The sequence below is a fragment of the Tropicibacter naphthalenivorans genome, assembly GCF_900176475.1.
GTDB lineage: Bacteria > Pseudomonadota > Alphaproteobacteria > Rhodobacterales > Rhodobacteraceae > Tropicibacter > Tropicibacter naphthalenivorans.
This window is the reverse complement of the sequence record NZ_FWXX01000005.1, coordinates 90242-116349: the sequence shown is the minus strand read 5'-3', so window position 1 is coordinate 116349 and position 26108 is coordinate 90242. Positions and strand designations below refer to the sequence as shown.

Genomic DNA, 26108 nt, shown 5'->3' with positions numbered 1-26108 from the left:
ATTTTGATGCTTTCCAACACCGCCACGCGCTACGGCGCGGTCACCAAATTCTTTCACTGGACGATTGCCATCGGCATCATGGCGATGATCCCCCTCGGGATTATTGCCACCGACATGCCCTATGACACCGCCGAGGCGTTGGCGCAAAAGGCGCAGTTGTTTTCCATCCACAAGACGGTGGGCGTGGTGCTGTTCTTTGTCGCCCTCGCCCGCATCCTTTGGGCGCTGACCCAGCCAAAGCCCGCGCCCCTGCACCCCGAGCGCAAGCTAGAGGTCTTTGTCGCCGAAGTGGTGCACTGGCTGCTCTATGGCTCGCTGGTGATCGTGCCGCTGTCGGGCTGGGTCCACCACGCCGCCACCGAAGGGTATGCACCGATCTGGGGCATCGGCCAGAACCTGCCCTTTGTGCCGGAAAACGAGCGCCTCTCGCAGGTCGCGGGCGCGCTGCATGGCGTGTTTGAAAAGGTGCTGATGGTGTCCTTGATCCTGCACATCGTCGGCGCGGCCAAGCATCACATCCTCGACAAGGACGACACCCTGCGCCGCATGACCCCAGGCGTGGTCGAGGCCGGCACCCCCGCCCCGCACCCGGTCGTTGCCCCGCTGATCGGCGCTTTGGTGGTCTGGGCGTTTGCCATCGGTCTGGGGCAGGCTCTGGGCGTGTTCAGCGCGCAGGCCGCCCCCGCGCAGGCCGAATTGGCCGAGGTCGAAAGCGACTGGCAAAAGCAAGACGGCGAGATTGCCCTAAGCATCCGCCAGTTCGGCAACGAGGTGACGGGCAGCTTTGCCGACTTCACCGCCCAGATCCGCTTTGACGAGACCCCCGGCCCCGGCACCAAAGGCGACGTGCGCGTCGAGGTGGCGATCCCCTCGCTGACGCTTGGGTCGGTGACGCAGCAGGCCATGGGTCCGGATTTCTTCAACGCCGAGGCGCACCCCACGGCGGTGTTCGAGGCCGACATCCTGCGCGCCGCCGACGGCTATGAGGCGCAAGGCACCCTGACGATCAAGGACCAGTCCGTGCCGCTCACCCTGCCCTTTCAGCTGCACATCGACGGCGACACCGCCCAGATGGAAGGCCGCGTGACGCTGGACCGCCGCGACTTTGCCATCGGCAGCAATATGACCGACGAAGGCCAGCTGGGCTTTGCGGTGGCGTTGATGGTCAAACTGACCGCCACCCGCGCGGACTGATCGGGGCGACAGACTTCGGGCTTTTGAAATCCACCGAAATGACGACATGCCAAGGCGCGGACAACGCCTTGGCTTTTTTGCTTTGGTTCGAGGTCTGGCGGAATAATTGTCCGCTTCAAGCCCAACTTGCGCATTCGAAATCCCTACTTTACTGATTTTCAGATGCTGATTGGAGCTGATGCGGTATGACCAAAATTTGGGTAGGCTTTTCTGAAAGCCTCGGCTTCCGGGACTTGATCCCTACGTATATAGATCCGTTTTATGGACCCGTTGAAGAGCACAATGACGATCCCGTCGGTCTGTTAGAGCTTGAGTTTGGGGCTTCACCGAACGGTCCAGGCTCTTTTGAAGCCTATGAAAAGACACCGGAAAACGAACAACAGTTTGGTTTGGAGCACATCATGACCCAGTTCCCATTTGAGGAAGTCCCCGTTGGCTTGCGCACGGTCAACTGGAGTAACGTAAAAACTGTGTTCTTCATCATGAATGACAAAGATCCGAAACGAACAACTGATGGGCGCGTCTCGATCACAGATGTTTTGGACGTCAAGTTCGATTGGGAGTAAGCGGCAGTTTCGTCCGCTTAGCCGACCAAATTGGCTAGCGCACCTTTTGGCGGAATGCCCCACAGAAACAAAAAGCCCCCAACCCGAAAGGGTCAGGGGCAAAAGCCAACCGATCTTTTGGAGATCACGACTGAGACAGATCAGTCGGCCTTCATAGCTTCGATCGAGATGAACAGCTCGACTTCGTCGCTGACATAGGGGGCAAATGCGCCAAGGTTGTAATCCGAACGGATCAGCGTGGTGGTCGCCGAGAAACCGGCCCAGGGCTTGCCTTCCATCGGGTGATCGCCCGCCTGGTTCAGTTGCGCGTCCAGCACAACCGACTTGGTCACGCCGTTCAGGGTCAGATCGCCGGTGATGTTGGCGGTGGTGTCGCCCGTGACTTCGATGCCGGTGGAGGCAAAGGTCACCATCTCGTCGTCGCTCGCGTCAAAGAAGTCGCCGGACATGAAGTGGCCGGTGCGCGCTTCCCAACCGGTGATCATCGACTTGACCGGGAAAGAGACTTCGACGGAGGAGGCAGCCGGGTCTTCCTGGTCGAACTGGATGGTGCCCTCAAAGCCCGAGAACATGCCGTAGGTGGTCGAGAAACCGAGGTGCTCGTAGTTGAACACCACCTGCGAGTGCGACGGGTCGAGGGTGTAGGTTTCGGCTTCGGCAAAAGCGGCGAACGGGGCTGCGGCCAGAGCGGCGGCGAAAGCGAGGGATTTCATAATCTTGGCACCTTTTCGTGTGTCACTGAGATGAACAACATTTGGGGCCTAACGCCTTTGCGCTCAATTGCACGAAAGCCAACAGAGTCTGTGCAAATCCGCGCGGAACGGGCTTACCCGCGCCCGCTGCGCGAGATCACCAGAGAGCACATCCCAGAGATCAGCATGAACAGCGACACGCCCAGCCGGATCAGCGACAGCGCAGGCGCATCCGGCTCGCCGGGGACCAACCACAGCCCAAAGGCCGCCATCACCAGCGCCGCACCGGCCACGGTCAGCACCCCGCGCATCAACAGGCCAAACATCGGCGTGATCGGGGCGGCGGTCGGGCGCGTGGCCATCTGGACGGTCATGGGAAAAGCTCCTGTTGGTGAATATTCCCTTAACCTCGCCGCCGAAATCGGCAGGATTGGGGCAGCCTTGGGGTAATTGCTTGCCGCCAAATCGCGTCAGGTTTCCGCACCCCGGATCAACGCTTGAACTGCGCGCAAAACCGTGTATACCGCGCGGACCTTTCGCGACTTTATATTCATCGCGCAGTCTCTCGTGGGTCGGGGCGAAAGGGGTAATCCCGCACCCTATGAAATGCGCCTAGATAGAAATGGAGAGCACATGCCGCTTTACGAGCATGTTTTCATCTCGCGCCAGGACTTGTCCAACGCGCAAGCCGAAGGTCTTGTTGAACACTTCAGCACCGTGCTGAGCGACAACGGCGGCAAAGTCGTCGAGTCCGAGTACTGGGGCGTCAAGACGATGGCCTACAAGATCAACAAGAACCGTAAAGGCCACTATGCCTTCCTGAAGACCGACGCACCGTCGGCCGCCGTTCAGGAAATGGAACGCCTGATGGGTCTGCATGACGACGTGATGCGCGTCCTGACCATCCGTGTCGACGAGCACGCCGAAGGTCCGTCCGTCCAGATGCAAAAGCGTGACGAGCGTGGCGAACGCCGCGAGCGCCGCCCGCGCGACTAAACCCAGAAAAGGAGTTAAACCATGGCTGCAAAACCGTTTTTCCGCCGCCGCAAGGTCTGCCCCTTCTCGGGCGACAATGCACCTGCGATCGACTACAAGGACACCCGTCTGCTTCAGCGCTACATCTCTGAGCGCGGCAAGATCGTCCCGTCCCGCATCACCGCCGTTTCGGCAAAGAAGCAGCGTGAACTGGCCCGCGCCATCAAGCGCGCCCGCTTCCTCGCCCTGCTGCCCTACGCCGTGAAATAAGGAGCGACTGACATGCAAGTTATCCTTCTGGAACGTGTGGCCAAGCTGGGCCAAATGGGCGACGTCGTTGACGTCAAGCCGGGTTACGCACGCAACTACCTGCTGCTGCAGGGCAAGGCGCTGACCGCATCCAAAGAGAACATCGCCTCTTTCGAAGCGCAGAAAGCCCAGCTCGAAGCACGCAACCTGGAAACCAAGAAAGAAGCCGAAGCGCTTGGCGAAAAGCTGGACGGCCAGCAGTTCGTCGTGATTCGCTCGGCCTCCGATGGTGGCAACCTCTACGGCTCCGTCACCACCCGTGACGCCGCCGAAGTGGCAACCGCCGAAGGTTTCTCGATCGACCGCAAGCAGGTCATCATCCGCCAGCCGATCAAGGTTCTGGGCCTGCACGAAGTCGAGGTGCACCTGCACCCCGAGGTCATGGTCACGATCTCGCTGAACGTTGCGCGTTCGCCCGAAGAGGCCGAGCTGCAAGCGTCCGGCAAGTCGATCCAGGAACTGGCTGCCGAAGAAGAAGCACAGGCCGAATTCGAAGTGTCCGAGCTGTTCGACGACATCGGTGGCGCTGCCTCCGACGACGACGATGCACCGGCCGCTGCCGAGGCTTCGGAAGAAGACTAAGTCTTATTCCTTACCAAAGATTGAACCGCGCAAGGCCCTGCCCTGCGCGGTTTTTCTTTGCCCGGTTTTTGGCGGGCCGATGCCGCTTAGTTCAAATTGCCAGTTTATCAAGTTGTCAGGACTTTCAGTTTAGGCCTGTGCTCCAAGGGGTCCGCTTCCAAGACCCAAAGGAGACTTATATGAGTTTTTTCAAACGCGCGGCGACCACGGGACCCACCGTGACGGACACTGAAAAAGCGCTTTTGCAGATGGTCGAGCGGTCTCAGGCCGTCATCTACTTCAATCCGGACAGCACAATCGTCGACGCGAACCAGAATTTTCTGGATGTCATGGGCTATGAGATTGACGAAATCCGCGGGCAGAAACACGCGATTTTTGTGCCGCCAGACGTGCTTGAAAGCCCCGAATATGCTGCCTTTTGGGAAGATCTGCGCGCAGGCAATTTCTTTACGGACCAGTACGCGCGCAAGCGTAAGAACGGCGACACCATTTGGATTCAGGCCACCTATTCTGCGGTCACCAACTCCAAGGGAGAGGTGACCAAGGTCGTCAAGATCGCCACCGACATCACCGCCCGGCAGACAGCCATTTCCGACCTGTCCAAGGGGTTGAGGGAGTTCAAGAAAGGCAACTTGGGCTATCGCGTGGAACACAGCCCTGGCTCGCGCATGGGGTTCGTGATTGACGCCTATAACGAGGCGGCAGAACAGATCGCTTCCATGGTGACAAAGGTACAGACCGTCAGCAGAACGATCACCGAAACCGGGGCCAAGCTGCAAACCTCTGCGGTCAACCTGTCGTCGCGCACTGAAACGCAGGCCGCCACCTTGGAAGAAACCGCCGCCGCCGTGGAGGAACTGACCACAACGGCGACCGCTTCGGCCGATAACGCCCGCGCGGTGGATGAAACCGCCGCCAAGACGCGCAGCGCCGCCCGCGACAGCGGTCAGGTGGTGGAAAACGTGATCAAGGCCATGAGCCAGATCGAAACCTCCTCCGAGGAAATCTCGCAGATCATCACCGTCATTGACGACATCGCCTTTCAGACGAATCTGTTGTCGCTGAACGCAGGGGTCGAAGCGGCCCGCGCGGGCGAAGCGGGCCGTGGCTTTGCCGTCGTGGCCTCCGAGGTGCGCAGCCTCGCACAGCGCACCGCCGAATCCGCCAAGGAAATCAAGGAACTGATTTCTCAAAGCACCGACCACGTCAGCAACGGTGTGCATCTGGTTGGCGAAGCATCCAGCGAGTTGAGCAAGATTTTTGAAGGCGTCACAGAGATTTCCGACAACATCCGCGAAGTGTCCAACGGTCTGAATGAGCAGTCCCAGACCTTGGTGGAAATCAACGCCGCCATTAGCGAACTGGACCGCGTGACCCAGAGCAATGCGTCGATGGTGCTCGAAGCCACTGACTTTAGCGAAATTCTGTCGCGCGATTCTCAGCGACTCGCTGACGAAATGGCCGTTTTCCACAACACCGGCCCTGGCGAGAACGGGTGGGATGTCGCAGAGCCGGGCGATGCGAGCCTTTCCAAAACAGGCTGACCCCTCGCGCGCAGCCGTTCAACCACAATGCAAAAAGGCCGCCCAAAAAGACGGCCTTTTCGTTTACCTGAAGGCAAAGATTACTCTTCGTCGAGCGCTTCAACAGCCTTCTGAAGGTCTTCTTTCGACACTTCCTTTTCGGCCACGGTGGCGGATTCGGCGATGTGGTCGATGACCTTGTCTTCAAAGATCGGCGCGCGCAGCTGCTGCTGCATCTGAGCGTTCTGCTGAACATACTCAAAGAACGCACGCTCTTGGCCCGGGTACTGACGTGCCTGGTTCATGATCGCTTGAGACATCTCGGCTTGGGTCACTTCGACCTCTGCCTTTTGACCCAGCTCGGCCAGCAGCAGACCCAGACGCACGCGGCGCTCGGCCAGCTTGGTGTGCTCTTCGGTCGGCTCGATGGTGTCGTGGTTGTGGTCGTGCACTTCCGGGTGCTCTTCGTGCCACAGCTGGTGCGCGATCTGGTCGGCCTCGGCCTTGACCAGCGACGGCGGCAGGTCAAAGGACACCATGCCGTCCAGCGCGTCCAGAACCGCGCGCTTCATCACCTGACGGGCTGCGCCAGCGTATTCTGCTTCGAGACGCTCACGGATCTGGCCCTTGAGAGCCTCCAGATCGTCCGCGCCGAATTTCTTGGCCAGCTCGTCGTCGATCTCCGCGGCTTTGGGCGCTTTGACGGCCTTGACGGTCACGTCGAACACAGCGTCCTTGCCGGCGAGGTTCTCTGCGCCGTACTCTTCGGGGAACTTGACCTCGACGGCCTTTTCCTCGCCCGCTTTCACGCCGACCAGCTGCTCTTCGAAGCCGGGGATAAAGGAGCCAGAGCCCAGACCCAGCGGGTAATCTTCGGCTGCGCCACCTTCGAACGCCTCACCGTCGACCTTGCCAACAAAGTCGATCACGACCTGATCGCCGTCTTCGGCTGCGCCGTCTTTGTCTTCGAATTCCTGCGCGGTCTCGGCCAGGGATTTCAGAGCTTCGTCAACGGCTTCGTCTTCGGCTTTGACAACCAGCTTTTCCACGGAGATCGCGGTCAGGTCGACTTCGGGCACCTCGGGGAGCGCTTCGTAGGTCATCTCGACGTTGACGTCGTCGCCCTCTTTCCAGTCCTCGTTGGTCATCTTGACCTCGGGCTGAAGCGCCGGACGATCGCCGGACTTTTCAAAGTGCTCGTTCATCGCGCCGTCGATGGCCTCTTGCATCGACTCGCCCAGAACGCGCTGGCCGAACTGCTTTTTCAGCAGCGCCATGGGCACCTTGCCCTTGCGAAAGCCCTTCATCTCGATTTCCGGCTGCGCTTCAACCAGTTTCTCGTTGACCTTTGCTTCCAGCTCGGCCGCCGTCACGGTGATGGCGTAACCGCGCTTGAGGCCTTCGTTCAGCGTCTCGGTGACCTGCATATCTCTTCCCTCAGAATTGCGGAGCGCCCCGGAAATCAGGGCGCGGGTGTTCGAATTTGGCACCTTCTATTGTCCGAAAGCCCCCGGCGCAAGACGGATTCACCTCTGTTTGGTGGGGAATCCCGCCGCAGCCCGGCCCAAAGCCCAAAGTTCAGCGAATGTTAACCAAAGTGAACGTCAGCCACAGGCATGGCAAAGCGGCCACGCGTCCCGGCAACCGCCTTCGCGGCGCGCCATGCCCGTAGACAGGCGGGAATCGGCCCCGTAGAATCACTAAAAAACCGTTAAGAGGCAGGCATGAAGAGCACCGATCCAACGACCCTTTTAGAAAGGGAGCGCCGGTTCCCGACCGGGCATCGCAAAGGCTATCAAGGGTTCGTCGAAGAGATGGACAAACTGCGCGCACGGCAGCTGACCGGCTGGCGCGACGCCCGCAGCGACGATCTGTTTACCATCAACGATTTCATCGCCGCCTATGACCGCCTGCCCCCGCAAAGCTTTGCCGACCCCTATGACATCGCGCAAAGCGACATGGACAAGCTGGAGCACGTGCAAAAGAAATACCTGCTGCGGTTCAAGAACATCCGGCGGTCCTGGGTGCGGCTGCTGCGCTTTGCCCCCGAGACGATGAACGGCCATAACCGGTTCAAATGTCTGGAAATGTCCACGGCGCACGGCGCGACGCTGGAAATCCTGCACCACTTCGGCCACGAGGTGACCGGTACCGATTACACCAACGAAGGCCTGCGCGCCGCCAATGGCAAACGCTCGATCGACCGCGATCTGGGCGAGACGATCATCGACGCGCAGACCGACACCCGCGACTGGCCCTACAAGCCGATCATCGACAGCATCGGCGCGCGGGTCGATCTGTTCGACGCAGGGATAGTCCCCTACCCGTATGAGGACGCCGCCTTTGACTATCTGTTCTGCTTCGACGCGCTGGAACATTACTGCCATCCCAAGGACTGGATGCAGCTGATCGAGGAATTCACCCGCATCACCAAGCGCGCCATCGTTCTGGAAATCAACCCGATCCGGCGCGAGCGGCTGGACCTCGAAGGCGACTATTACCTAGCCTACAAGACCTTTTACCAAGACATCCTGAACTGCAACGTGAACGGCTTTCAATGCGTGTCCACGGCGGCCAGCTTTAACCAGCCGCGGTTCTTCAAACTGATGAAGGTCTAAGCCACACGGCCAGACAGGCAGATCAGACCGGGCCGCGGGCGGGTGCCTTGCGGCCCGGTTTGCGTTTCATTATCGGGTTTTCTAAAACACATATCCCCCGACAACCGGATAAAAACCGATAAACGGTCGCTAAACTTATCAAACTCTACTTGCAGCTGCATCATGTTCTACTTAAAAGGGATCGCGCGGGTGCAGGTGGGGGATTCATGCGCAAGCTTATTCTATCCGGTGAGTTTTTTCGAACACACGTCAATCGCGACTTCAACAGTATATCGCCGCAGATCAATTGCATCTTTTCCAGCCAATTCGATAGATCGCAGGCCGCCTGATGTCCGGCAATAATGACAAAGATCGCGAGATTCCGCTTTCGTGGTTTACCAAATCCCTGTGGAAATACGCGCCGCTTTATATCGAGTTGGTATTTCTGGCGATTTGCCTGCGTTTGATCGGATTGGTCGAACCCTTTATATTCCAGGTCATCATCGACCGCATTCTGCCCTTTCAGCGCGAAGCCTCTCTGATCGTGGTCGTGGCGATCTTTGCCGCGGTCAGCGTGTTTCAGGTCGGTTTCGAAGTGTTGTCCGGCCTGCTTGGCCTGCTGACCGCCAACCGGGTGACCCGCGAATTCGGGATGCGCATCTTTGACCACCTGTTCAAGCTGCCGTTCAGCCACTTTCGCAAGTGGTCCGTGGGCGAGACCATCGCGCGCATCAGCGAAACGGACACCATCCGCAACTTCCTTGTGGGGACGACCACCGGGGTGTTCCTGGACCTGATGTTCGTGGTGATTTACCTCGGCGTGCTGCTGTCGCTGTCGGTGCCTTTGACGATGATCGTGCTGGCCGCCCTGCCCTTGCAGGCGCTGATCTACTTTGCCTTTGGGCCGTTCCTGCGCCAACGCCTGCGGGTGCAATTCGACGCCGGCGCGCGCCACCAGACCCAGATGGTCGAGAACATCTCTGGCATTGCCGCGGTCAAGGCGCTGAGCGCCGAGGCCAAGATGCTGGGCCGTCTGGATGACACCTTGGGCCAAAGCCTGCGCGCCAGCTACCGCGTTGGCTTGCTGAGGATTTTCAGCAGCAAGCTGACGTTCATGGTCGAGCGCGGCGTGACCATTTCGATCATCTTTGTCGGGGCCAATCTGGTCTTTGCCGGGGCGATCACGCTGGGGCAATTGATCGCCTTTCACCTGCTGGCGGAAAAGGTCACCGCCCCCATCGCCAACTTTTCCAAGCTGTGGGAAAGCTGGCAGAACATCAAGGTGTCGCGGCAGCGGCTGGGCGATATCGTCAATTCCCCAAAGGAGCCCTTTGGCGCCCTCCCCCGCCTGTCCCCGGACATCGAACCGCGCCTGCGGTTTGACAAGGTCAGCTTTGCCTATGTGCCCGGCGCGCCGATCCTGCGTGAGTTCAGCTTTGAGGCTGCGCCCTGCACCTTGACGCTGGTGGTCGGGCCGTCGGGGATCGGCAAGTCGACCTTTGGGCGGCTGGCCTCGGGGATCGACGTGCCGTCCGAAGGCAAGGTGCTGCTGGGCGGCGAAGACATTGCCGGGTACGAGCCGCACGACGTGCGCAGCAAGGTCGCCTATATCCCGCAAGAGCCCTATCTGTTCAGCGGCACCCTGCGCGATAACCTATTGATCGGCAGCGAAGATGCGACCGAGGATGACATCCGCGACGCCCTGCGCACCGCCGCCGCCGATACGCTGGTGGCGCGCCTGCCCATGGGGCTGGACACCGACGTGGGCGAACGCGGCTCGGCCCTGTCGGGGGGGCAGCGCCAACGTATCGCCATCGCGCGCTCGCTGCTCAAACGGCCCAAGGTGATCATCCTCGATGAGCCGACCAGCGCGCTGGACGACGTGGCGCAGCGCACCATGGCCGCCGAGCTGGAGCGGCTGACCCAGACCACCACCTTGATCATCATCACCCACCGCCCGGACGTCTTTGCCGCGCCCGATCAGGTGGTCGATTTCGAGAGCCTGTCATGACCGCCTTGCCCGAGCCCATGCGCATCACCTCGCCGACGCTGCACGCGACGATCTGGTTCACCATCTCGGTCTTTGCGGCACTGGTGATCATGGCCTGCGTGTTCAAGGTCGAGGTGGTCGCGCGCGGGCAAGGCAAGGTGGTGCCGGTCAGCCGCGTGCAGGTGGTCCAGCCCGAGTTCGACGGCAAGATCACCGCCATCCATGTGCGCAACGGCGACGCGGTGGCGCGCGGCGATGTCTTGATCGCGCTGGACCCCACCGACGCCGAGGCCGAGCTGAACACGCTGACCGCCGAAATGGCCCGCCTGCGGATCGAAGGCGCGCGGATCAGCGCGCTGGTGGCGGGGGTCGACGGGGGGCAGATCCAGTCCGCCGGGTTTGCCGCACAGGTCGCGGGTGCCTTTGCCGGGGCCGCCGATACCGCCCACACCTTTTACCCCGAACAGGCGCGCCTGCTGGCCGCCGAGATCGACGATCTGCAAGCAGCCATGGCCCAGATCGCCGCGCGCGTCACCGCGAACCAGCAATCCATAGCCGTCACCGGCGCGAATATCGACCGCATCACCGCCGCCATCGCCATCCAGACCGAACGGCTGGAGGTGGCGCAGAACCTCTTGGAGCGCGGCACCTCGAGCCGGGCGGCGTTTCTGGACGTCCAAGAGGGCTTTACCGCGCTGGAAAAGGAACGCGACATCGCCCTGCGCGAGTTGGACCAAAAGCGCAGTCAGGAAACCGCCCTGCTGGCCGAACGCCGCAGCATCCTGACCGCGCAGCGCAACCAACTGCTGCAACGCCGGGCCGAGATCGAGGCCCGCCTTGCCACGCTCGAAGAGCAGCTGCGCACCGCCGAGCGCCGCAAACAGGGCGCGCAGCTGACCGCGCCCATGGACGGCGTCGTCGACCAGCTTGAGGTCTACACCATCGGCGCGGTCGCCCGCAGCGGCGAGCAGCTGCTGCGCGTGGTGCCAAAGGATCAGAACGTCGAGATCGAGGCGGTCTTTACCAACGCCGACATCGGCTTTGTCGAGGCCGGCCAGCAAGCCAATATCAACCTCGAAGCCTACCCGTCGGAACGCTTTGGCTTTGTCAAAGGCAAGGTGTCAGACGTGGCCGCCGATTCCACCGAAAGCGCCGAGGGCCTGTGGACCTTTGCGGTGCGCATCACGCCTGATCGCAATGTGCTGGACACCGGCGAACAACAGTTCGCCCTGCGCCCCGGCATGACCGCCGCTGTGGACATCACCACGGACAAACGGCGGCTGATCAGCTACTTCTTTGCGCCCATCGTGGACACGATCAACCAGTCTTTAGGGGAACGCTAGGCCGCCTTTGCGTCTGTTGACGCGGGGAAGATCGGGGGTCTTTACGGAACGGTCCAAGAGCACGTCTTGGCGAGAATGCGTTCCGCGTCCTGAGCGGTCTTCTGGTCACGGGCGATAGAAATGGCAGGTATAAGCGACAGCAGATAGTCAGACAGGCCAATATCGCGCAACGGGATGTAGATCAGGTTTTTCTCTTTGTGGTGTCGGGGTCTTTGGTTCGAAAGGATGTGCAAAAGCTGCAAGTCAAATCGGCACACCCCGTCCGGGCTTGTGTTGATTTTGGCGGGGCTGTCCATGCCCCTTTTGGCGGGGCTGACTTCGTGCAGGATCGAAAAGGCTTTTGCCGTTTTATCAATGTCCTGACCGAAAGAGACGGCATGAAACAGCTCTTGCACCAAAGCCTCTCGAAGCTCCCCCCGCGCCTTTAGGTCGGGCCCGTTGACCCAGGCAAGCGATTTCACATTGCGATCCCGGTCGTAGAAAAACGTACTGAACCCAAAACGGGAAGGCGGCGTTTCGATCAGCGCGGTGGCATCCACGGCGCGGGCCGCGTCCGAGAAAGCCGAGAACGTCTCGGGATTTATGGCCTCGGCGCTTACAATAATGTCACCATCGCGCAAGCACTCGGGATACCTTTTGTTGGGCTGTACCGACGCGTCGATGTCGAAGCGCCGCATGAGATCGACAAACCCGTCAAGCACGGTGTGAGCCTGCGCATCCAGTCCCACGGTGCAAAGCCGTATGGGCGTGTCCCATGACACCAGAAATTGCCTCTCATCGACGCCCGGTCGTGCGGTTTGGTGCAAAAACGCCGTGAAGCTTCGGAAATCCATAGCAGCAAAGGCTGCTATGGACCCGAAGGCGAGGATCAGAAATGCTTTCGCCTTAGACACGATTACCTTGCATACGGATCGTCGAACGGGTTGTGGCAAGACGTGCAGTTTGTGGTTGTGGAAATGTCAACGCCTGAGGTGCCGAATGTTGCCGAGGTGCCACCGACCAAGTGGTGCCCAATATGCTGGGCTGTATCAGAAAGAGAGCTCCCACTGCTCGGGTAGGACCCATTGGTCAAACCTGTGTGCGACGTACCGTAGGCCGACACCGGGTTCGGACCATGGTTGACGACACCGGAGTTGTGGCCGCCACCACCGCCGCCACCGCCAAAGGACGCGGTGCCAAAGGACGCGGTGCCAAAGAGGTCATCGGACGAAGTTTGTTTGTAAAAACGGGACATGATTTGTCGTCCCTGTTTGATGTGGCCAATGTCAATCGACTTGGCCTTGCCTGAAGAAGCCGGGCGCGTACCCGGCGGCTTGACCGGGCGGTGGGATGGTTCAGACCCTGCCGCCCTATTTGCAACCGCCCCCTGCGGCGCGGGTGCAAAATCCTTGGAGGATGTGCCTCAGCCGTTGGACTTGCGCAGCACCGTGATCGCTGCCGCCGCCATCACGAGCACGCCAAGGACCAGCAGGTTTTTGCTATCCGAGGCATAGCCTTGCCACGCGGTAAAGGCACCTGCGATGCCAGCAATGATGGCCAGAACCGTGGAAATGACCCTCATTTTCTACCGTCGCTCCCCTTGCAGCAAGGCTGCGGCGTCACTGCGAAAAGAGGGCCGAAGCCCACTCGGCCGTCGCGAACCCCAGCGCGAAAAATCCGATGTATAACAGTACTTTCTTGATTGCTCCGCGACTCGTCAAGGTTCGGTCCTTAGTGTTGGGGCCAATGGTTCCGCCACGTTTTTTTTACTGCGCAATGTCGCTCAAGACCCGATGCAGCCAGCCGCAGATTGGACGTCACTGCGACGTAAAAAATTTCTTGGAGGCCAGCATCGCGCCACAAGAGATGGCCGCAATAACGGCATAGTGAACCAGCGACAGGTTCCAAAACTCGCGCGCGAGCGCCCCGAGGATCACAAAAACCGCGAAGAAAACAAGGAACAGTCTAACGCGATACATTGCGTGTCCTCTGTGTGAGATTGCAAGGATCCCCTAGGCTCAGTGCACATTTGCAAGACGCGCGTTTCAGCGAACACCGACATAAACAAACACACAGCACACCGCCAAAAGAAAGGTAGCAGCCAGCAGTTCCGCGTTCTTGGTGGTCAGAACCGGGGGCAAAGGCATATTCTGCGTGGCTGTTGCAATCTTGTCTTTGCCAAGCATCAAGAACCCAAAAAGCGCAATGCCGGCCGCTCCAAGCGCACGTGCGCTTTCAATATCCAACAACCCAAGAATCACAAGGATCGAGGCCACGGTTGTAAAAGCTAGGAATACCATTCTGCTCTCCATCTGAGCTGATGTTCAATGGTGTTTGCCCGCCGAAAGCTCCAACGGGCAAACGATTGATATCTTACGACATCGCCGGCGCGCAGTAGGCCTCGCCAATTTGGTCCGCAGCATAAGAAACGACACCTGCGCCGGCGCCGACCACACCGGCTGCGACTCCGACAGGCGCCGACACCACTCCAGCGGTCGCCGCAAGGCCCACCGCACTGGCACCAATACCAATCACGGCAAAGCTGTCTGCCACGTTGTCCACGCCCTGACACACGGTCGGCGACCAGCTGCCGCCGCCGCCACCACCGCCACCGCCGCCACCGCCGCCAAAGGACGCGGTGCCAAAGAGGTCATCGGAAGAAGATTGCTTATAAAAACGGGACATATTTTGTCTCCCTATCCATATTAGCCAATGTCTGCTAAACTTGGCCTTGCTTGAAGATGCCGGGAGCTTTCCCGGCGGCTTTGAAGGGCGGTGGGTTGGTTCAGAACCTGCCGCCCGTTTTACGTCTGCCCCATAAAGGCGCGGACGTAACCGGGGTCCGGCGCGTCAGTAGCGCCAGAAATAACTCACGGACATGTTCGGGCTGTCCAGCGCGTGCACCTGGTGGAACCAGCCTGCGGGCTGCACGATCATCTCGCCGGGGTTCAGCGTCACCGACAGGCACTTGGCCTGCTGCGCCTTGGGGAACACCTCTGGGTCCGGCGCCTGCGGGCGGTACCAGCAGGGCTGGTAGTTGTTGTAGGCTTTGTAGGGGTACAGCAGGTCCTCTTGGTCGGCGGAATACAGGTCCAGCCGCTTGCGCCCGATCACCTGCAACAGGAACCCACAACGCGGATCGCGGTGCAGGCTGGAGGTCGGCACATGGGTCGGCACCGCACCCAGCCACAGCTGCGGCGGGATGAAATCCTCGCGGTCAAAGAACAGCGGGCCAAAGTCGTCCCACATCTGCTGCGGCAGCTGCGCGCCTTCGGTGTAGGGCTTGACAAAGCCTTCGACCATCTCGTCGTAGGGATTGGCCATGAAGTCTTTGAGTTCGCGCACAAAATCGCGCATGGTCTGGCTCTGAGTGGCAGAGCGCACGCGCACCACCGCATCGCTGTAATGCTGCGCCAGACGGTCCAGCGTCCAGTCCTTGCAAGGCGGCGACGGCTCTAGCCCGGTGATCACCGCCGGGCAGCTCTCGGCGATCAGCTCGAGGATTTGCCGCTGCGTCGGGCGGTGCAGATAGGGCACCTCTGTCAGGTCGCGATAGCCCTTGGCCCGGTGCAACGCCCCCACCGCGCGGAACCAATCAACCGTAAAGGTGCTGGGCCGCAGGCAGCATTTCGCGAGGTGGTTCGCCAGGTCCAGATTGCCCGAAAACTCCATGGTGCCGATGATCGCAGGATCGCGAAAGTCGATGACCTCGAACTCTCGGAAGAGCCGCTTGAGCGTGGCGATCGGCACGGTAACCGTGGTGTCGGTGGCGCGGTCCAGATCTGTCCAGTCGATGTGCAGCTGGGCGTCCAGCCGCGCGACAAAGCTGTGCTCGGGCCGTTCGGGCACCCGCAGCTTGACCGTGCCGCGCACCCCAAGCGGGTTTTGGTAGCCGCCGATCAACAGCTCGGCAAAGCCCTTGATCGCGGCCACGTCGCTTTCGAATTCCTGTTGTGGGTACAGCGCGTTCATGCGGCGGCTCCCTTGGCGGATCGGCCAGCGCCAGATTGTTCCGCGCGACGCACGTTGATGCCCGTCCAACGGTTGATGCGCCGGACAGAGCCGTCTTGATTGCGCCGCAGGCTGGTCGCCTCGGCGGTATCGGGAAAGACCACGTGCAGCATGTCGTGCAGCACCTCGCGGATATTGCCATAAGGCGTGATCCAATCGTTAAAGAACAACCGGTCGCCGCAGGTCCACTCGGCGGCCCGCAGCGCGCGGCCCGTGGAATGCACCTCTTGCTGCACCTCTTCGCTCAGCCACGCCCAGGTGACCATCGCCGTCGGAACGCCTTGCTCCGTCAAGTAGACGCGCGATTGCCCCCTGCGCAGGGCCGGGAAAATCTCTGTGTGAAAGTAGGTGTTTAGCGGATATTGCTTGTGGTAGCGCGACCTGGCCAACAGTTCGAGCGCAAAGCCCGCGCTTGCGTAGACGTCCTGCTTTACCATGCGGTCTGCTCCTGTCTGGCGCTGCGCGGATGATGAGACCGGGCGCACGCGGTGGCAGGCAATTGCGCCTGAAGCCGCTCTTGCAGTTCAAGATGATCGCCAAAGGGCGCGGCCTGTCGTTTCAGGGTGATAAGGTCCGGATCGGCGGGGTCCACATCCCACAAGGCATAGCCAAAGGGCTTGCCCGCGCGGTCCACCGCCACCAGCGAGGTCTGCGCCTGTAGATGCGCCAGACGCGCAGCGTAATAGGTCTCGATCGCCTTGTCCGGCTCGCCCTGCCGCGTCTCGATATCCAGCAAGACCATCATTCCCAGCACGCGATAGGCGTTGATGGCCGGGCGCTCTTGGTCCGGGTCCGGGACGGCGGGCAGCGTGTTCGCAAGACCCGTTTGCCGCCGTGCCAGCATCTCTGGCAGGGTCAGCTGCGCGCGAAAGATCCTCTCCCACAGCGCGGGCTGGCTGCGGGTGGTGACCGCATGGGCCAGATGGCGGGCCACCGGGTAATTCAAGCGATAGTCATAGGCCGCCTGCGGATCGTCCAGCGCCGCCCGCAGCAGGTCGCCGTCCTGCCCCAGATAAATCGCGTCGTCGGCGCGCGCGGCCGCCTTTAGCGGGGCCGCCAGCTGCGGGTCTTCGCGCTGAACATAGCGCAGCAGCACCGCTTCGGCGAGAAAGGCGGCCAGCTCCCGCAGGATCGGCGGGACAAAGCGCCCCTGCGCCAGGTGGTATTGCAGGGCGTGGCCAAACTCATGCGCCACGCACAGCATGTCCGCAGGCGTACCCTGATAGCACATCGAAACGACAGGCGCGCGCCCAGCCCCGCGATCCAGCGTCATCGGGCGGTCTGCGGCAGGCGCATCGAAAGTCGTCTGACATATATCGCGCGTTTCAAAAGCGATCTTGGATAGGTCAGGAATTGAATGGGAAACGCCGCGCGCCGTCATATTCCAAATATCCAAAGCGGAATAATCGCCAAATTTTGAATCTATGGACTGTGCATTTTTATTTTCGGAATGACCGTTTGAATATTCAATGGGCAACATATCTGAAAAAGAGATTACATCCACCTGATGAAGCCGCGCCCAATCCTGAACAGTATATTCAGAAATTGGCTCTTCTTTTATAGGTATATTGTCGCGCATTGTATTCGCACTCATTATCTTTACGGAATAAACATCCGGCATATTTGGGCTGAGGTTTACTGATTCCAAAACGGATTTCAACCTTAAAGTTAGCGATTTGACGCTAACCCGCATAAGGCGATTACTCGACCAGACTGACACATTCTACAGGTCACATATTTGCCCCCCGCCAAAGCAGCCCCCGCAACCGTCAGCAAAGCTTCACCAGACTGTCACCGCGCCGTTACACAGGGCGGCAAGACACGCCGGACAAACGACCCATAGGAAAGTGACCCCGATGTCCAAGATGACGCTGCCGATGGTCTCCGCCGTTGCCCTGATGGCGACGGCGGTCTCGGCCCAAGAGATGAGCTTTAACCGGATTTCCAGCTTTGCCACGCCCTTGAACAATGGCGATCGCGCCGCCGAGGAAAGCTCGGCCGAGATCATCGGGGCCTCGGCGGATGGCATGACGCTGGTCTATACCGACAGCCCGCTTGGCGTGATCGGCCTGATCGACATCACCGACCCCGCAGCCCCTGCGCCCTTGGGCCATGTCGATGTGGGCGGCGAGCCGACCTCTGTCACCGTCATTGGCAACACCGCTTTCGTCGCGGTGAACACGTCTGACTCCTACACCGCCCCTTCGGGCAAGATCCTGTCCATCGACCTGTCCACCCAAGCGATCACCGGCGAGTGCGATCTGGGCGGCCAGCCCGATTCCACCGATCACACCGCAGCCGGGGACCGCATCGCCGTTGCCATTGAGAATGAGCGCGACGAAAATCTCGGCGATGGCCGCGTCGGCCAGCTGCCCGCGGGCTATGTGGTCACCCTTAGCGTGCAGGACGAAACGCTGGCCTGTGACAGCCTGCAAAAGATCGACGTCACCGGCCTGACCGACATCGCGCCCCAAGACCCCGAGCCCGAGTTCGTCGATTTCAACGCTTTGGGCGAGCTGGTTGTGACCTTGCAGGAAAACAACGCCCTCGTGGTGCTGAACACCGATGGCACCGTCCGCAGCCAGTTCTCGGCGGGCGCGGTCGATCTGGATGGCATCGACGCCACCGATGAGCGCGGCGCGTTGATCTTCAACGAGCGCCAAGCGGGCCGCCTGCGCGAACCCGACGGCGTGCAATGGCTGGACGACGACCACTTCATGACCGCGAACGAAGGCGACATGGACGGCGGATCGCGCGGCATCACCGTCTTCCACAAGGACGGCACCGTGGTCTGGGAATCCGCCAACGCCTCTGAAACGCCGATCATTCAGGCCGGCCACTACCCCGACAAACGCTCGGACGCCAAAGGGGTCGAGCCCGAGGGCATGGAGGTCGCCACCTTCGGCGACAAGACTTTTGCCTTTGTGCTGGGCGAACGCTCGTCCACCATCAGCGTCTATGACGTGACCAACCCGGCGGCCCCGCAGTTCACGCAACTGCTGCCCACCGCCATCGCCCCCGAAGGAGCGATTGCCATCCCCGGACGCAACCTGCTCGCCATCGCCAACGAAAAAGACCTGATCGAGGACGGCGGCGTGCGCTCTCATGTGACGCTGTATGAATACCAAGACGCCCCGGCGGCCTACCCGACCCTGACCTCCGCAGGCGCAGACACCCTGATCGGCTGGGGCGCGCTGTCCGGCATGGTCGCGGATCAGGGCATGATCTATGCGGTGAACGACAGCTTTTACGGCTACCAGCCGCGCATCTTTGAAATCGACCCGAGCCAGACCCCGGCCCGCATCACCCGCGCCATCGACATCACGCGCGGCGGGCGCCCGGCGCAAAAGCTGGACATGGAAGGCATCACCACCGACGGCAAGGGCGGCTTCTGGATCGCCTCCGAAGGCCGCACCGATCGCATGATCCCGCATGGCCTGTATAACGTGAACGCCAAGGGCGAGATCAAAAAGGAAATCCCCTTTCCGGCCGAGCTGCTGGCGCATGAAAAGCGGTTCGGGGCCGAAGGCGTGACCCGCGTTGGCGACACCCTGTGGATCGCCATCCAGCGCAACTGGGGTGATGACGCCGGGAACGACGTGAAGCTGCTGGCCTACAACCTTGAAACGCAGGAATGGGGCGCAGTCACCTACCCGACCGAAGCCCCCTCAAGTAGCGAAGCGGTAGGGGCGAACAAAACTGTCCCGGACACAGGCTGGGTCGGCCTGTCGGAAATCGAGGCGCATGACGGCTATCTTTATATCATCGAGCGCGACAACCAGATCGGCGGCGCGGCAGCGGTCAAGCAGCTGACCCGCGTGGCGCTGGAAGGTCTGACGCCCGCGCCCTTGGGCGGCGAGCTGCCGGTGGTGACCAAAGAGCTGGTGCGCGATCTGATCCCCGATCTGGGCGCTTGGAACGGCTATATCCAAGACAAGGTAGAAGGGTTTGCCATCGACGCCGATGGGCGCGGCTGGCTTGTGACCGACAATGACGGTGTCGACGACAGCTCGGGTGAGTCGTACTTCTGGACCATCGGCAAGATGTAAGACACCTTTAGGTTGATCAAAATCAGCGCGACACCCAACAAAAGGTGCCGCGCTTTTTGCATGTGATTAAATGCACGCTTTTGTAGATAACTCCAATTCATTAAAACCCAAAGAAGACAAACCTCTCCCACGACACCCTCGCCGATGCCCCGCACCAACCCCGCCCAGAGGTTGAGCGGAACACATGTGAACACAGCCTTAAATTTCACCATCCGCACAGCAGTTACGCGCCCAATTTTCGGGCGAAACCTGAAAAATTATGCAGTGCATTCAGGTCGTTACAATCGTCGAAAGTCCAATTTGAAAGTTCAGTCCGCAGTCATGTTTTTGCCGAATTTACGGGTCAACCAACAAGAAATTCACGGATAACCCATCGCTAGAAACGGATCTGACGCACATCATGACCCATTTTGACATCGCCGCTGGCGCTTCGGCGGCAGACATCCAAGCCCTCATCGACACAGCCGAGGCTGGCACCGAACTTCGGCTTGCCGCAGGCGTGTACACCTTCGAGACGACCGTGGTCATCGACCGCTCGGACATCACCGTCTTGGGCGCGGGCAGCGGCGATACGGTGATCACCATGGCCATTGGCGCGATTGGCGAGGCAGCCTTTCAGATCGGGCACGCGCTGTATGACACGCAGGTGCGCGCGGAAACGACGCTGGCGCAGGATGCAAGCCAAGGCGGCACGCAGCTGGTGCTGGCGGCCGGGCATGGCGTGCAGGTCGGCGACACGCTGGGGATTGAGACCGCGAACACAGACGCGTTTTTCGACGCCATCGGCGACACGCTCTGGCGCAAGGACATGCCGCTGCGCACCATGCTGGCGCAGGTCGTCGCGGTGGATGGCGACACCGTCACCCTCTCGCGCGAGACGGTCTTTGACCACGCCGCCGCGCTGACCACCGTCCGGGTGCAGGACATGGTCGAGAATGTCACGCTCTCGGGCTTTACCTTTGATAGCGGTCTGGGCGTGGCCGACCCGTCGCTGTTTTCCAACACCGTCTATGACGCCAAGCGCAGCTCGGCCATCGTGGTCGCCGGGGCGCAGGACAGCACCCTGAGCGACATCGAAATCCTCAACCCCGCCTCGCACGGGCTGACGCTGGACGACAGCATCGGCATCACCGTCACCGGGCTAGAGGTCTCTGGCGCGCACAACAAGGGGTCGGGCGGCAATGGCTATGCGGTCTGGCTGCGCAACGTGGTCGACAGCGACCTGACCGACCTGACCTTGATGGACACCCGCCACGCGGTGGTCTTTGGCTCTTGGAACACCGCCATTGGCAACCTGCTGCACGTGCGCGACACCAACCGCGACATCAACTTTCACGGCGGGCGCGACACCGGCAACACGGTGATCGTCGACCGCTCTGTCCGCACCGAGGCCGAGGCCGATTACATGGCCTCCAACCTGTTCTTCAACGAGGGCGAGCGTTATGGCGCGCCCACCGACATCGCCGCCAACACCGTCACCTTTGGAGAAGTCGCCGCCACCGTGCGCCAAGACCTTGTATTCGCGACGGAAAACGGCTCGATGATCATCACGCGCGGGGCGGCGGACACGGTCTATCTGAACACCGGCAACGACAGCGCCGATCTGGGATCGGGCCACGACACGGTGCACGGCATGGGCGGGCTGGACGTGATCGACGGCGGCTCTGGCGTCGATACCTTTGTGACAGAGCGCGCCTTGGCCGACCTGAACATCACCCGCGACGGTGACAGCGTTGTGCTGTGGGACATGCTGTCCAGCACCACGTTGACCTCGGTCGAGACGGTGATCTTTGCCGATGGGACGCTGGACATCGACACGCTCGACGAGCAGCTGGCCGTGACCTCTGTGATCGGCGAAGTGGCCGACGGGCAATACGCCGACCTGCCGCTGATCCAAGGCAGCGATGGCTGGGAACGGGCGCAGATTCCCGGGTCGATCCGCATGGGCGAAGCGCTGGAGGCGGCGAACTACAGCGGCACAGAGGCGATCACGGTGATTGGCTCGGGGCTGAACAACCACGTGATGACCGGCGCAGGCAGCGACCGCATCGAAGGGCGCGGCGGCAATGACCGCCTGCTTGGGCGCGGCGGCGACGATGTGATGCTTGGCGGCGATGGCGACGACATGCTGTTCGGCATGACCGGCGACGACACGCTGACCGGTGGCGCGGGGCAGGATGTGCTGGACGGCGGCGACGGGGCCGACACCTTTGTGATCGACGGGGATGGCGACGTGGCGGTCGACTTTACCCTTGCCGAGGGCGATACGCTGATCTTCAACAGCGCCGGTCCAGAGGCGAACGTGGCGCTGGCCGACTGGCTGGACGGCGGCAGCGCCGAGGGCACGGGTCTGGGCATCAGCGAAGTGCTGTTTGATGACGCAGAGGCGCTGCGCATCGCCTGGGGATCCGAGGCGATCATGCTGCTGGGTCTGGGGCTGGACGATTTCGCCTAAGCGCCCCGGACACCTTGGGTGTCCTAGCTTTCAGGATCCCAAAGCAGCCTCTGATTGCCGCCCAGCTTGGAATTCGACAGCGTTTCCAGCGCGTTGGCCCGCGTCACCAGCGGGCTACCGGGGAACAGCCGCAGGTAGGCGGGCAAAAAGGCCAGCTCGTGCGGCTCAAGGCTTTCGGTGCCGTCAAAGTAGGATTGATCCTTGCCGGAATAGCCCTTGGTCAGCGCCCCGCCCGCGTCATAATCGGCAAAGGCATAGGCCACCACGCGCTGCAACGCGTCGCCGCACAGCCCGGTGATTGGCCGGCCCACACCATCCAGCCGCGCGGCGATGGTGGTCAGCGGCGACAGCGCGTGAAACTGGTAGTGCAACCCGTAGGCGCCGCGCTTGGTTTCCTGCGGCAGGCTGCCGTCCGCGCGCGCGGTGCACAGGATACGCACCGCCGAGGCAGAGGCCCAGGCCACCAGCGCATCGTCCCCCGTGACCTCGCCCACGTTCAGCAGCGCCAGCGCCGCCCAGCCGCGCAGGTTGCCCACCCGCGCGCCGGTGGTGGCCTCTTTTTCCCAGAACGCCAGCTGCTCTGTGGCGCGGGCGTGCAGCCAGTCCTCGATGGTGGTCGCCGCGCTGAGGTCGCTGGCAAAGGGGCGCACCTGCCGGTAGGCCTCGGCGATGCCAGAGATGCGCGCGCCTACCGAGAGCCGCGCGGTAAAGCTGCCCAGATCGGACAGCGCATCGGCGCGCGCCCAATCGGCGATTTGCGCGATCACGCAATCGGCGGTTTCTTGCGCTTTTGCCCCGCCGCGCAGCACGTCGTCGCTGGCACTGGCCAGATCGCGGATGAAGTCATCCACCGGGCGCAGCGCGTCGTTCACCGCCGCGTTGCTGTCTTCGTCCAGGGTCGACCGAGAGCTGTCGCCGTCCTGATAGCGGCTGCCATAGTCAAGCGAGATGACCGGGTCGGGCGCGGCGGCGCAATTGGCCAGCGCCGGGCCTGCCAGCGCGCAACACATCGGGATCAGGGCCAAACATCGTTTCATCGCTTATCCTCCTTGGCTCAGACGCACGAGACGGGTGATCTCGGCCGACTTGGTGCTGCCGCCCGCGGCGGCGCGTTCCAGCCAAACCAGCGCCAGCGACGGGTTGGGCGGCACGCCAATGCCAAAGGCCAGCGCCTCGCCGTATTCCGCCATCGCCGTTGTATCGCCCCACTCTGCCGCCTGTCGCAGCCAATCGGTCGCTTGGGTCAGATCAGCGGGCGTTTTGGCGTTTGCGGTCAAATATTGACCGTAGCTGCGCATGGAATAGACATCGCCATAGCCCGCAGAGGTCAGCAGCACCTGCGGCAGGTCCAGCTGTGCCTCAATCGCTTGGCGGGTGGCGGGGTCCGACTTGCGGTAGCGGCCCAGATAGCCCACCAGCAGATCGCTTTGCTCGGTCTCCATGGCCGCTTCGATCATCCGCACGGCAGCGGTGGGATCATAGGTCGGATAGCCTTCGTCGATGTGCAGCTGGAACAGCTCGCGCCCCGCAGCCGCATCCCCCATGGCAAAGGCGGTGCGCAGCAGCGGTTGCACCTCTGTAGCGGCGGCGCCTTGGTAGAGGTCCAGCTTGGCCCGCGCCAGATCGGTCATCGCCCAGGCGTTGTCCTCGGTCAGGGTGGCGGCCACCTCGACCCAATGGGCATAGGCGTCGCGCTCGCCAACCTTGCGGTGGATGTTCGCCATCAGCATCGCGTTCTTGTAGTCGCAGGACATCAGCCCCCGCGCCCGGCGCAAGACCTTGTCCCGCGCAGCCCCCTCGACCATGGGCGCCGCGAACAGCATCGCCCAGAAATCGCCGTTGCGGTCGATCACCTCGCGGTAGGTGTCAAAGACCGCCCGGCGGCCTTCGGGCGTGTCCTCAAAGCCCGCGAGCAGTTCGATCGCCTTGCCGTTGCCCAGCGCTGCGATGTCCGCCAGCAGGGTCTGCGCCTCGGCCCGGCCCTGCGCGGCCAGTTCGGGATCGTCCAGCAGGCGGCTGTCCAGCAGCGCCTGCGCCAGCGCGAGCGCCGCCGACGGGCCAGAGCGTTTGTACTCTTCGCGCAGCAGGCCAAAGGCGGCCAGACGCTGCTCGCGGCTTTGCGCCAGCTCGAATTCCAGCTTGGCCAGCGCGGCGATCACATGCGCGTAGCGGTCCGAGTAGTCTTCCCAAAAGGCGCGCTGCTCGGCATCGGCAAAGGTGCCTGTTTCCAACAGCTTGAGCCAGCTCGCCAGCGCTGTCGGGCGGCCATACAAGGCGTGAGATTGCAGCGTTGCGATCTGCAAGGGATCGTCCTGCGGGGTCAGTTCCAGCACCTCCTGCGCGCTCAGGTGCAAATTGGCGGTGGCGGTGGCGTCTTCGAGGTAGTGCCAATAGCCCGCCTCGGCCATGCGTGGCGCGTCGGGGGCCTGACAGTTGTAGGCACCGAACAGCGTCTTGAGCGGCGTCACGCCCCCAAAAACCGCAACCCCGCGCGCCAGATGGTTCACGCCGGTGTTGAACTCTGCCTCGGTGCGGGCATCGGCAAGGATCAACTGGCCAAGGTTGGTGATCCCATCCAGATCGCCCAATGCTGCGGCGCGTTCCAGCAGCGCGCGCGCCTCGGCGGCCCCGTCCCAGCGGCCCTTTTCATCCAGCACGATCTGCGCCATGCGGGTAAAAGCCCAGCCGGGCGGGTCCGGCAGCTTGGTCAGCGCTTGCAACATTTCGATCCGGCGCTCGGCCAGGTGCGGGTAAAGATCGGCGTAGCGTTCGATGAACAGCGCCACGCGCGTCAGGCCGGGGCGCTCGCCGATGCTGGCGGCCTTTTCGTACAGCGCCAGCGCGCGGTCCAGGTCTTGGGGCACCAGAGATCCGACCTCGTAGAGGCGGCCCAGTTCGATCTGCGCATAGGGCAGGCCTGCGTCGGCGGCCTTGGTCAGATAGGTCAGAAGAACCGCGTTATCCTTTTGGAATTCCTCGGCTTCGAGATGGTATTCGACCACCTTCCACGCCGCGTAGGCATCGCCCAGGTCGGCGGTAAAGCGGAACCAGTCATGGGCCAACTGCCGGTCCTGCTGCACCAAAACCCCGTTGTGATACTCACGCGCGATGCGCGCCGTGCGGTCGCAGATCGTCGGGTTCAACTCCCCCACGAGAGAGCCGAAGGCCATGCTCACCGCCAGTTCCAGCGGCACGTCCCACGCCGCCGGGGCTTTGCCCTCTACCGCCATGCGCGACAGCGCCAAGAGCGCATCGGCATTGCCCGAAAAGCCCGCCTGCACCAGCAGCGCGTCGGCGCGCGCCACGTCCCGGTCGATGCCAATGCCATCGCGATAGTACCGCGACAGCGCGGTCAGCGCGCGGCCCGACAGCGTCTCGCCCATGGCGGCCAGTTCCGGCACCAGCTGGGATTTGCGCAGTTCGGTGTAGCGCCCCGCCTTTTCCATCGCCGCAATCCGCGACAGCAGCGCATTCTGCCCGGCAAAGGACGGCTCTTTCTCTTCGAGACGGTCGATGATCTGCACCGCGGTGTCGTACCAGGCCGGCCCGTCCAGATGCAGCAGGCGGTTGAGGTCGCGCTTGATCAGCGCGGTGTCCATGCGCGGCAAGGCCTTGCCGTCCCAGTCCCGCCACAGCGCGGTGGTCTGCTCGTCGGGGGGGCGCACGGTGCAGATCGGCTGCACCTCGATCTGCGGCGGGGCAAAGTGAAAGTCCAGCTTGCCCTCGGCCCGGGTCTGCCCCGCCCCAAGCACAAGACCGCAGGACGCGGCGATGGTCAGGATCCAAGGGCGGGTGCGTGTCGCAGTGTGGCGTATCATGGGGCGGCTCCTTGCCGTGCGGCGG

25 protein-coding genes are annotated in these 26108 nt (G+C 61.8%); 12 read left to right on the top strand and 13 right to left on the bottom strand.

The window, feature by feature from the left end; all coding sequences use genetic code 11:
* Positions 1 to 6: 6 nt before the first annotated feature.
* Entirely contained in the window at positions 7 to 1194 is a 1188-nt protein-coding gene (locus tag B9A11_RS12145) for a cytochrome b/b6 domain-containing protein (RefSeq protein ID WP_306345508.1), read from the top strand.
* A gap of 185 nt (positions 1195 to 1379) precedes the next feature.
* Entirely contained in the window at positions 1380 to 1760 is a 381-nt protein-coding gene (locus B9A11_RS12140) for a hypothetical protein (protein WP_058248317.1), read from the top strand.
* A gap of 140 nt (positions 1761 to 1900) precedes the next feature.
* On the opposite strand, the gene B9A11_RS12135 is transcribed toward B9A11_RS12140, so the two are convergent.
* Together B9A11_RS12135 and B9A11_RS12130 are read right to left on the bottom strand one after the other, a co-directional pair.
* A complete protein-coding gene (locus tag B9A11_RS12135) occupies positions 1901 to 2473 on the bottom strand; it encodes a YceI family protein (protein WP_058248316.1) in 573 nt (190 codons plus the stop codon).
* A gap of 113 nt (positions 2474 to 2586) precedes the next feature.
* Positions 2587 to 2826: a hypothetical protein gene (locus B9A11_RS12130; RefSeq protein ID WP_058248315.1), complete on the bottom strand. Its 240-nt coding sequence runs from the start codon at positions 2824 to 2826 to the stop codon at positions 2587 to 2589.
* Positions 2827 to 3085: 259 nt separating this feature from the next.
* Between B9A11_RS12130 and rpsF the strand changes: the two genes are divergently transcribed.
* The 4 genes from rpsF to B9A11_RS12110 all read left to right on the top strand — a co-directional run bounded on the left by rpsF (position 3086) and on the right by B9A11_RS12110 (position 5862).
* Positions 3086 to 3448 carry a 30S ribosomal protein S6 gene (gene rpsF, locus B9A11_RS12125; RefSeq protein WP_058248314.1) on the top strand — a complete coding sequence of 121 codons (363 nt, stop codon included), beginning with the start codon at positions 3086 to 3088 and terminating at the stop codon, positions 3446 to 3448.
* Positions 3449 to 3469: 21 nt separating this feature from the next.
* Positions 3470 to 3697, top strand: coding sequence for a 30S ribosomal protein S18 (gene rpsR / locus B9A11_RS12120; RefSeq protein WP_005852865.1), 228 nt, complete (start codon positions 3470 to 3472; stop codon positions 3695 to 3697).
* A 12-nt stretch (positions 3698 to 3709) separates the two neighbouring features.
* Complete coding sequence (rplI, locus tag B9A11_RS12115) at positions 3710 to 4318, top strand: 50S ribosomal protein L9 (protein WP_058248313.1); 609 nt, start codon at positions 3710 to 3712, stop codon at positions 4316 to 4318.
* Between the two features lie 179 nt (positions 4319 to 4497).
* Positions 4498 to 5862, top strand: coding sequence for a methyl-accepting chemotaxis protein (locus tag B9A11_RS12110; protein WP_058248312.1), 1365 nt, complete (start codon positions 4498 to 4500; stop codon positions 5860 to 5862).
* A gap of 80 nt (positions 5863 to 5942) precedes the next feature.
* Here B9A11_RS12110 and tig read toward each other — a convergent pair whose 3' ends face one another.
* Positions 5943 to 7268 (bottom strand): trigger factor, encoded by a 1326-nt coding sequence (gene tig / locus B9A11_RS12105; RefSeq protein WP_058248311.1) that lies wholly within the window; start codon positions 7266 to 7268, stop codon positions 5943 to 5945.
* Positions 7269 to 7565: 297 nt separating this feature from the next.
* Here tig and B9A11_RS12100 point away from each other — a divergent pair, with 297 nt between their 5' ends.
* The 3 genes from B9A11_RS12100 (at position 7566) to B9A11_RS12090 (ending at position 11771) form a co-directional block, all read left to right on the top strand.
* Positions 7566 to 8459, top strand: coding sequence for a class I SAM-dependent methyltransferase (locus B9A11_RS12100; RefSeq protein ID WP_058248310.1), 894 nt, complete (start codon positions 7566 to 7568; stop codon positions 8457 to 8459).
* A 328-nt stretch (positions 8460 to 8787) separates the two neighbouring features.
* The gene (locus B9A11_RS12095; protein WP_058248309.1) at positions 8788 to 10449 is read left to right on the top strand and encodes a peptidase domain-containing ABC transporter; all 1662 of its coding nucleotides are present in this window, start codon (positions 8788 to 8790) and stop codon (positions 10447 to 10449) included.
* Positions 10446 to 11771, top strand: a complete 1326-nt coding sequence (locus B9A11_RS12090; RefSeq protein WP_058248308.1) for an HlyD family type I secretion periplasmic adaptor subunit — start codon at positions 10446 to 10448, stop codon at positions 11769 to 11771. The genes B9A11_RS12095 and B9A11_RS12090 overlap by 4 nt, the downstream gene beginning before the upstream one ends.
* A gap of 41 nt (positions 11772 to 11812) precedes the next feature.
* Here the strand turns inward: B9A11_RS12090 and B9A11_RS12085 are convergent, their stop codons facing one another.
* Entirely contained in the window at positions 11813 to 12664 is an 852-nt protein-coding gene (locus B9A11_RS12085) for a hypothetical protein (protein WP_058248307.1), read from the bottom strand.
* A gap of 221 nt (positions 12665 to 12885) precedes the next feature.
* Between B9A11_RS12085 and B9A11_RS21410 the strand changes: the two genes are divergently transcribed.
* On the top strand, positions 12886 to 13059 hold the full coding sequence (locus tag B9A11_RS21410; protein WP_159452495.1) for a hypothetical protein: 174 nt from the start codon (positions 12886 to 12888) through the stop codon (positions 13057 to 13059).
* A gap of 114 nt (positions 13060 to 13173) precedes the next feature.
* Here B9A11_RS21410 and B9A11_RS21405 read toward each other — a convergent pair whose 3' ends face one another.
* The 7 genes from B9A11_RS21405 to B9A11_RS12060 form a co-directional block, all read right to left on the bottom strand.
* Positions 13174 to 13332 (bottom strand): hypothetical protein, encoded by a 159-nt coding sequence (locus B9A11_RS21405; protein WP_159452494.1) that lies wholly within the window; start codon positions 13330 to 13332, stop codon positions 13174 to 13176.
* Between the two features lie 235 nt (positions 13333 to 13567).
* Positions 13568 to 13729, bottom strand: coding sequence for a hypothetical protein (locus B9A11_RS22145; RefSeq protein ID WP_186009212.1), 162 nt, complete (start codon positions 13727 to 13729; stop codon positions 13568 to 13570).
* A gap of 66 nt (positions 13730 to 13795) precedes the next feature.
* A complete protein-coding gene (locus B9A11_RS12080) occupies positions 13796 to 14050 on the bottom strand; it encodes a hypothetical protein (RefSeq protein ID WP_058248306.1) in 255 nt (84 codons plus the stop codon).
* 73 nt (positions 14051 to 14123) lie between these two features.
* Positions 14124 to 14435, bottom strand: coding sequence for a hypothetical protein (locus B9A11_RS12075; RefSeq protein WP_058248305.1), 312 nt, complete (start codon positions 14433 to 14435; stop codon positions 14124 to 14126).
* Positions 14436 to 14600: 165 nt separating this feature from the next.
* Entirely contained in the window at positions 14601 to 15722 is a 1122-nt protein-coding gene (locus tag B9A11_RS12070; protein WP_058248304.1) for a cupin-like domain-containing protein, read from the bottom strand.
* Positions 15719 to 16198, bottom strand: coding sequence for a toxin-activating lysine-acyltransferase (locus tag B9A11_RS12065; RefSeq protein ID WP_058248303.1), 480 nt, complete (start codon positions 16196 to 16198; stop codon positions 15719 to 15721). Before B9A11_RS12065 ends, B9A11_RS12070 begins: the two co-directional genes overlap by 4 nt.
* Positions 16192 to 17034 carry a hypothetical protein gene (locus tag B9A11_RS12060; RefSeq protein WP_058248302.1) on the bottom strand — a complete coding sequence of 281 codons (843 nt, stop codon included), beginning with the start codon at positions 17032 to 17034 and terminating at the stop codon, positions 16192 to 16194. The genes B9A11_RS12065 and B9A11_RS12060 overlap by 7 nt, the downstream gene beginning before the upstream one ends.
* Positions 17035 to 17617: 583 nt before the next feature.
* Between B9A11_RS12060 and B9A11_RS12055 the strand changes: the two genes are divergently transcribed.
* Both B9A11_RS12055 and B9A11_RS22470 read left to right on the top strand, forming a co-directional pair.
* Positions 17618 to 19810, top strand: a complete 2193-nt coding sequence (locus tag B9A11_RS12055; protein ID WP_058248301.1) for an esterase-like activity of phytase family protein — start codon at positions 17618 to 17620, stop codon at positions 19808 to 19810.
* A gap of 400 nt (positions 19811 to 20210) precedes the next feature.
* Positions 20211 to 22265 carry a calcium-binding protein gene (locus B9A11_RS22470; RefSeq protein ID WP_058248300.1) on the top strand — a complete coding sequence of 685 codons (2055 nt, stop codon included), beginning with the start codon at positions 20211 to 20213 and terminating at the stop codon, positions 22263 to 22265.
* A gap of 23 nt (positions 22266 to 22288) precedes the next feature.
* On the opposite strand, the gene B9A11_RS12045 is transcribed toward B9A11_RS22470, so the two are convergent.
* On the bottom strand, positions 22289 to 23302 hold the full coding sequence (locus tag B9A11_RS12045; protein ID WP_058248299.1) for an alginate lyase family protein: 1014 nt from the start codon (positions 23300 to 23302) through the stop codon (positions 22289 to 22291).
* 3 nt (positions 23303 to 23305) lie between these two features.
* A complete protein-coding gene (locus tag B9A11_RS22135; protein ID WP_058248298.1) occupies positions 23306 to 26083 on the bottom strand; it encodes a tetratricopeptide repeat protein in 2778 nt (925 codons plus the stop codon).
* Positions 26084 to 26108: the final 25 nt, after the last annotated feature.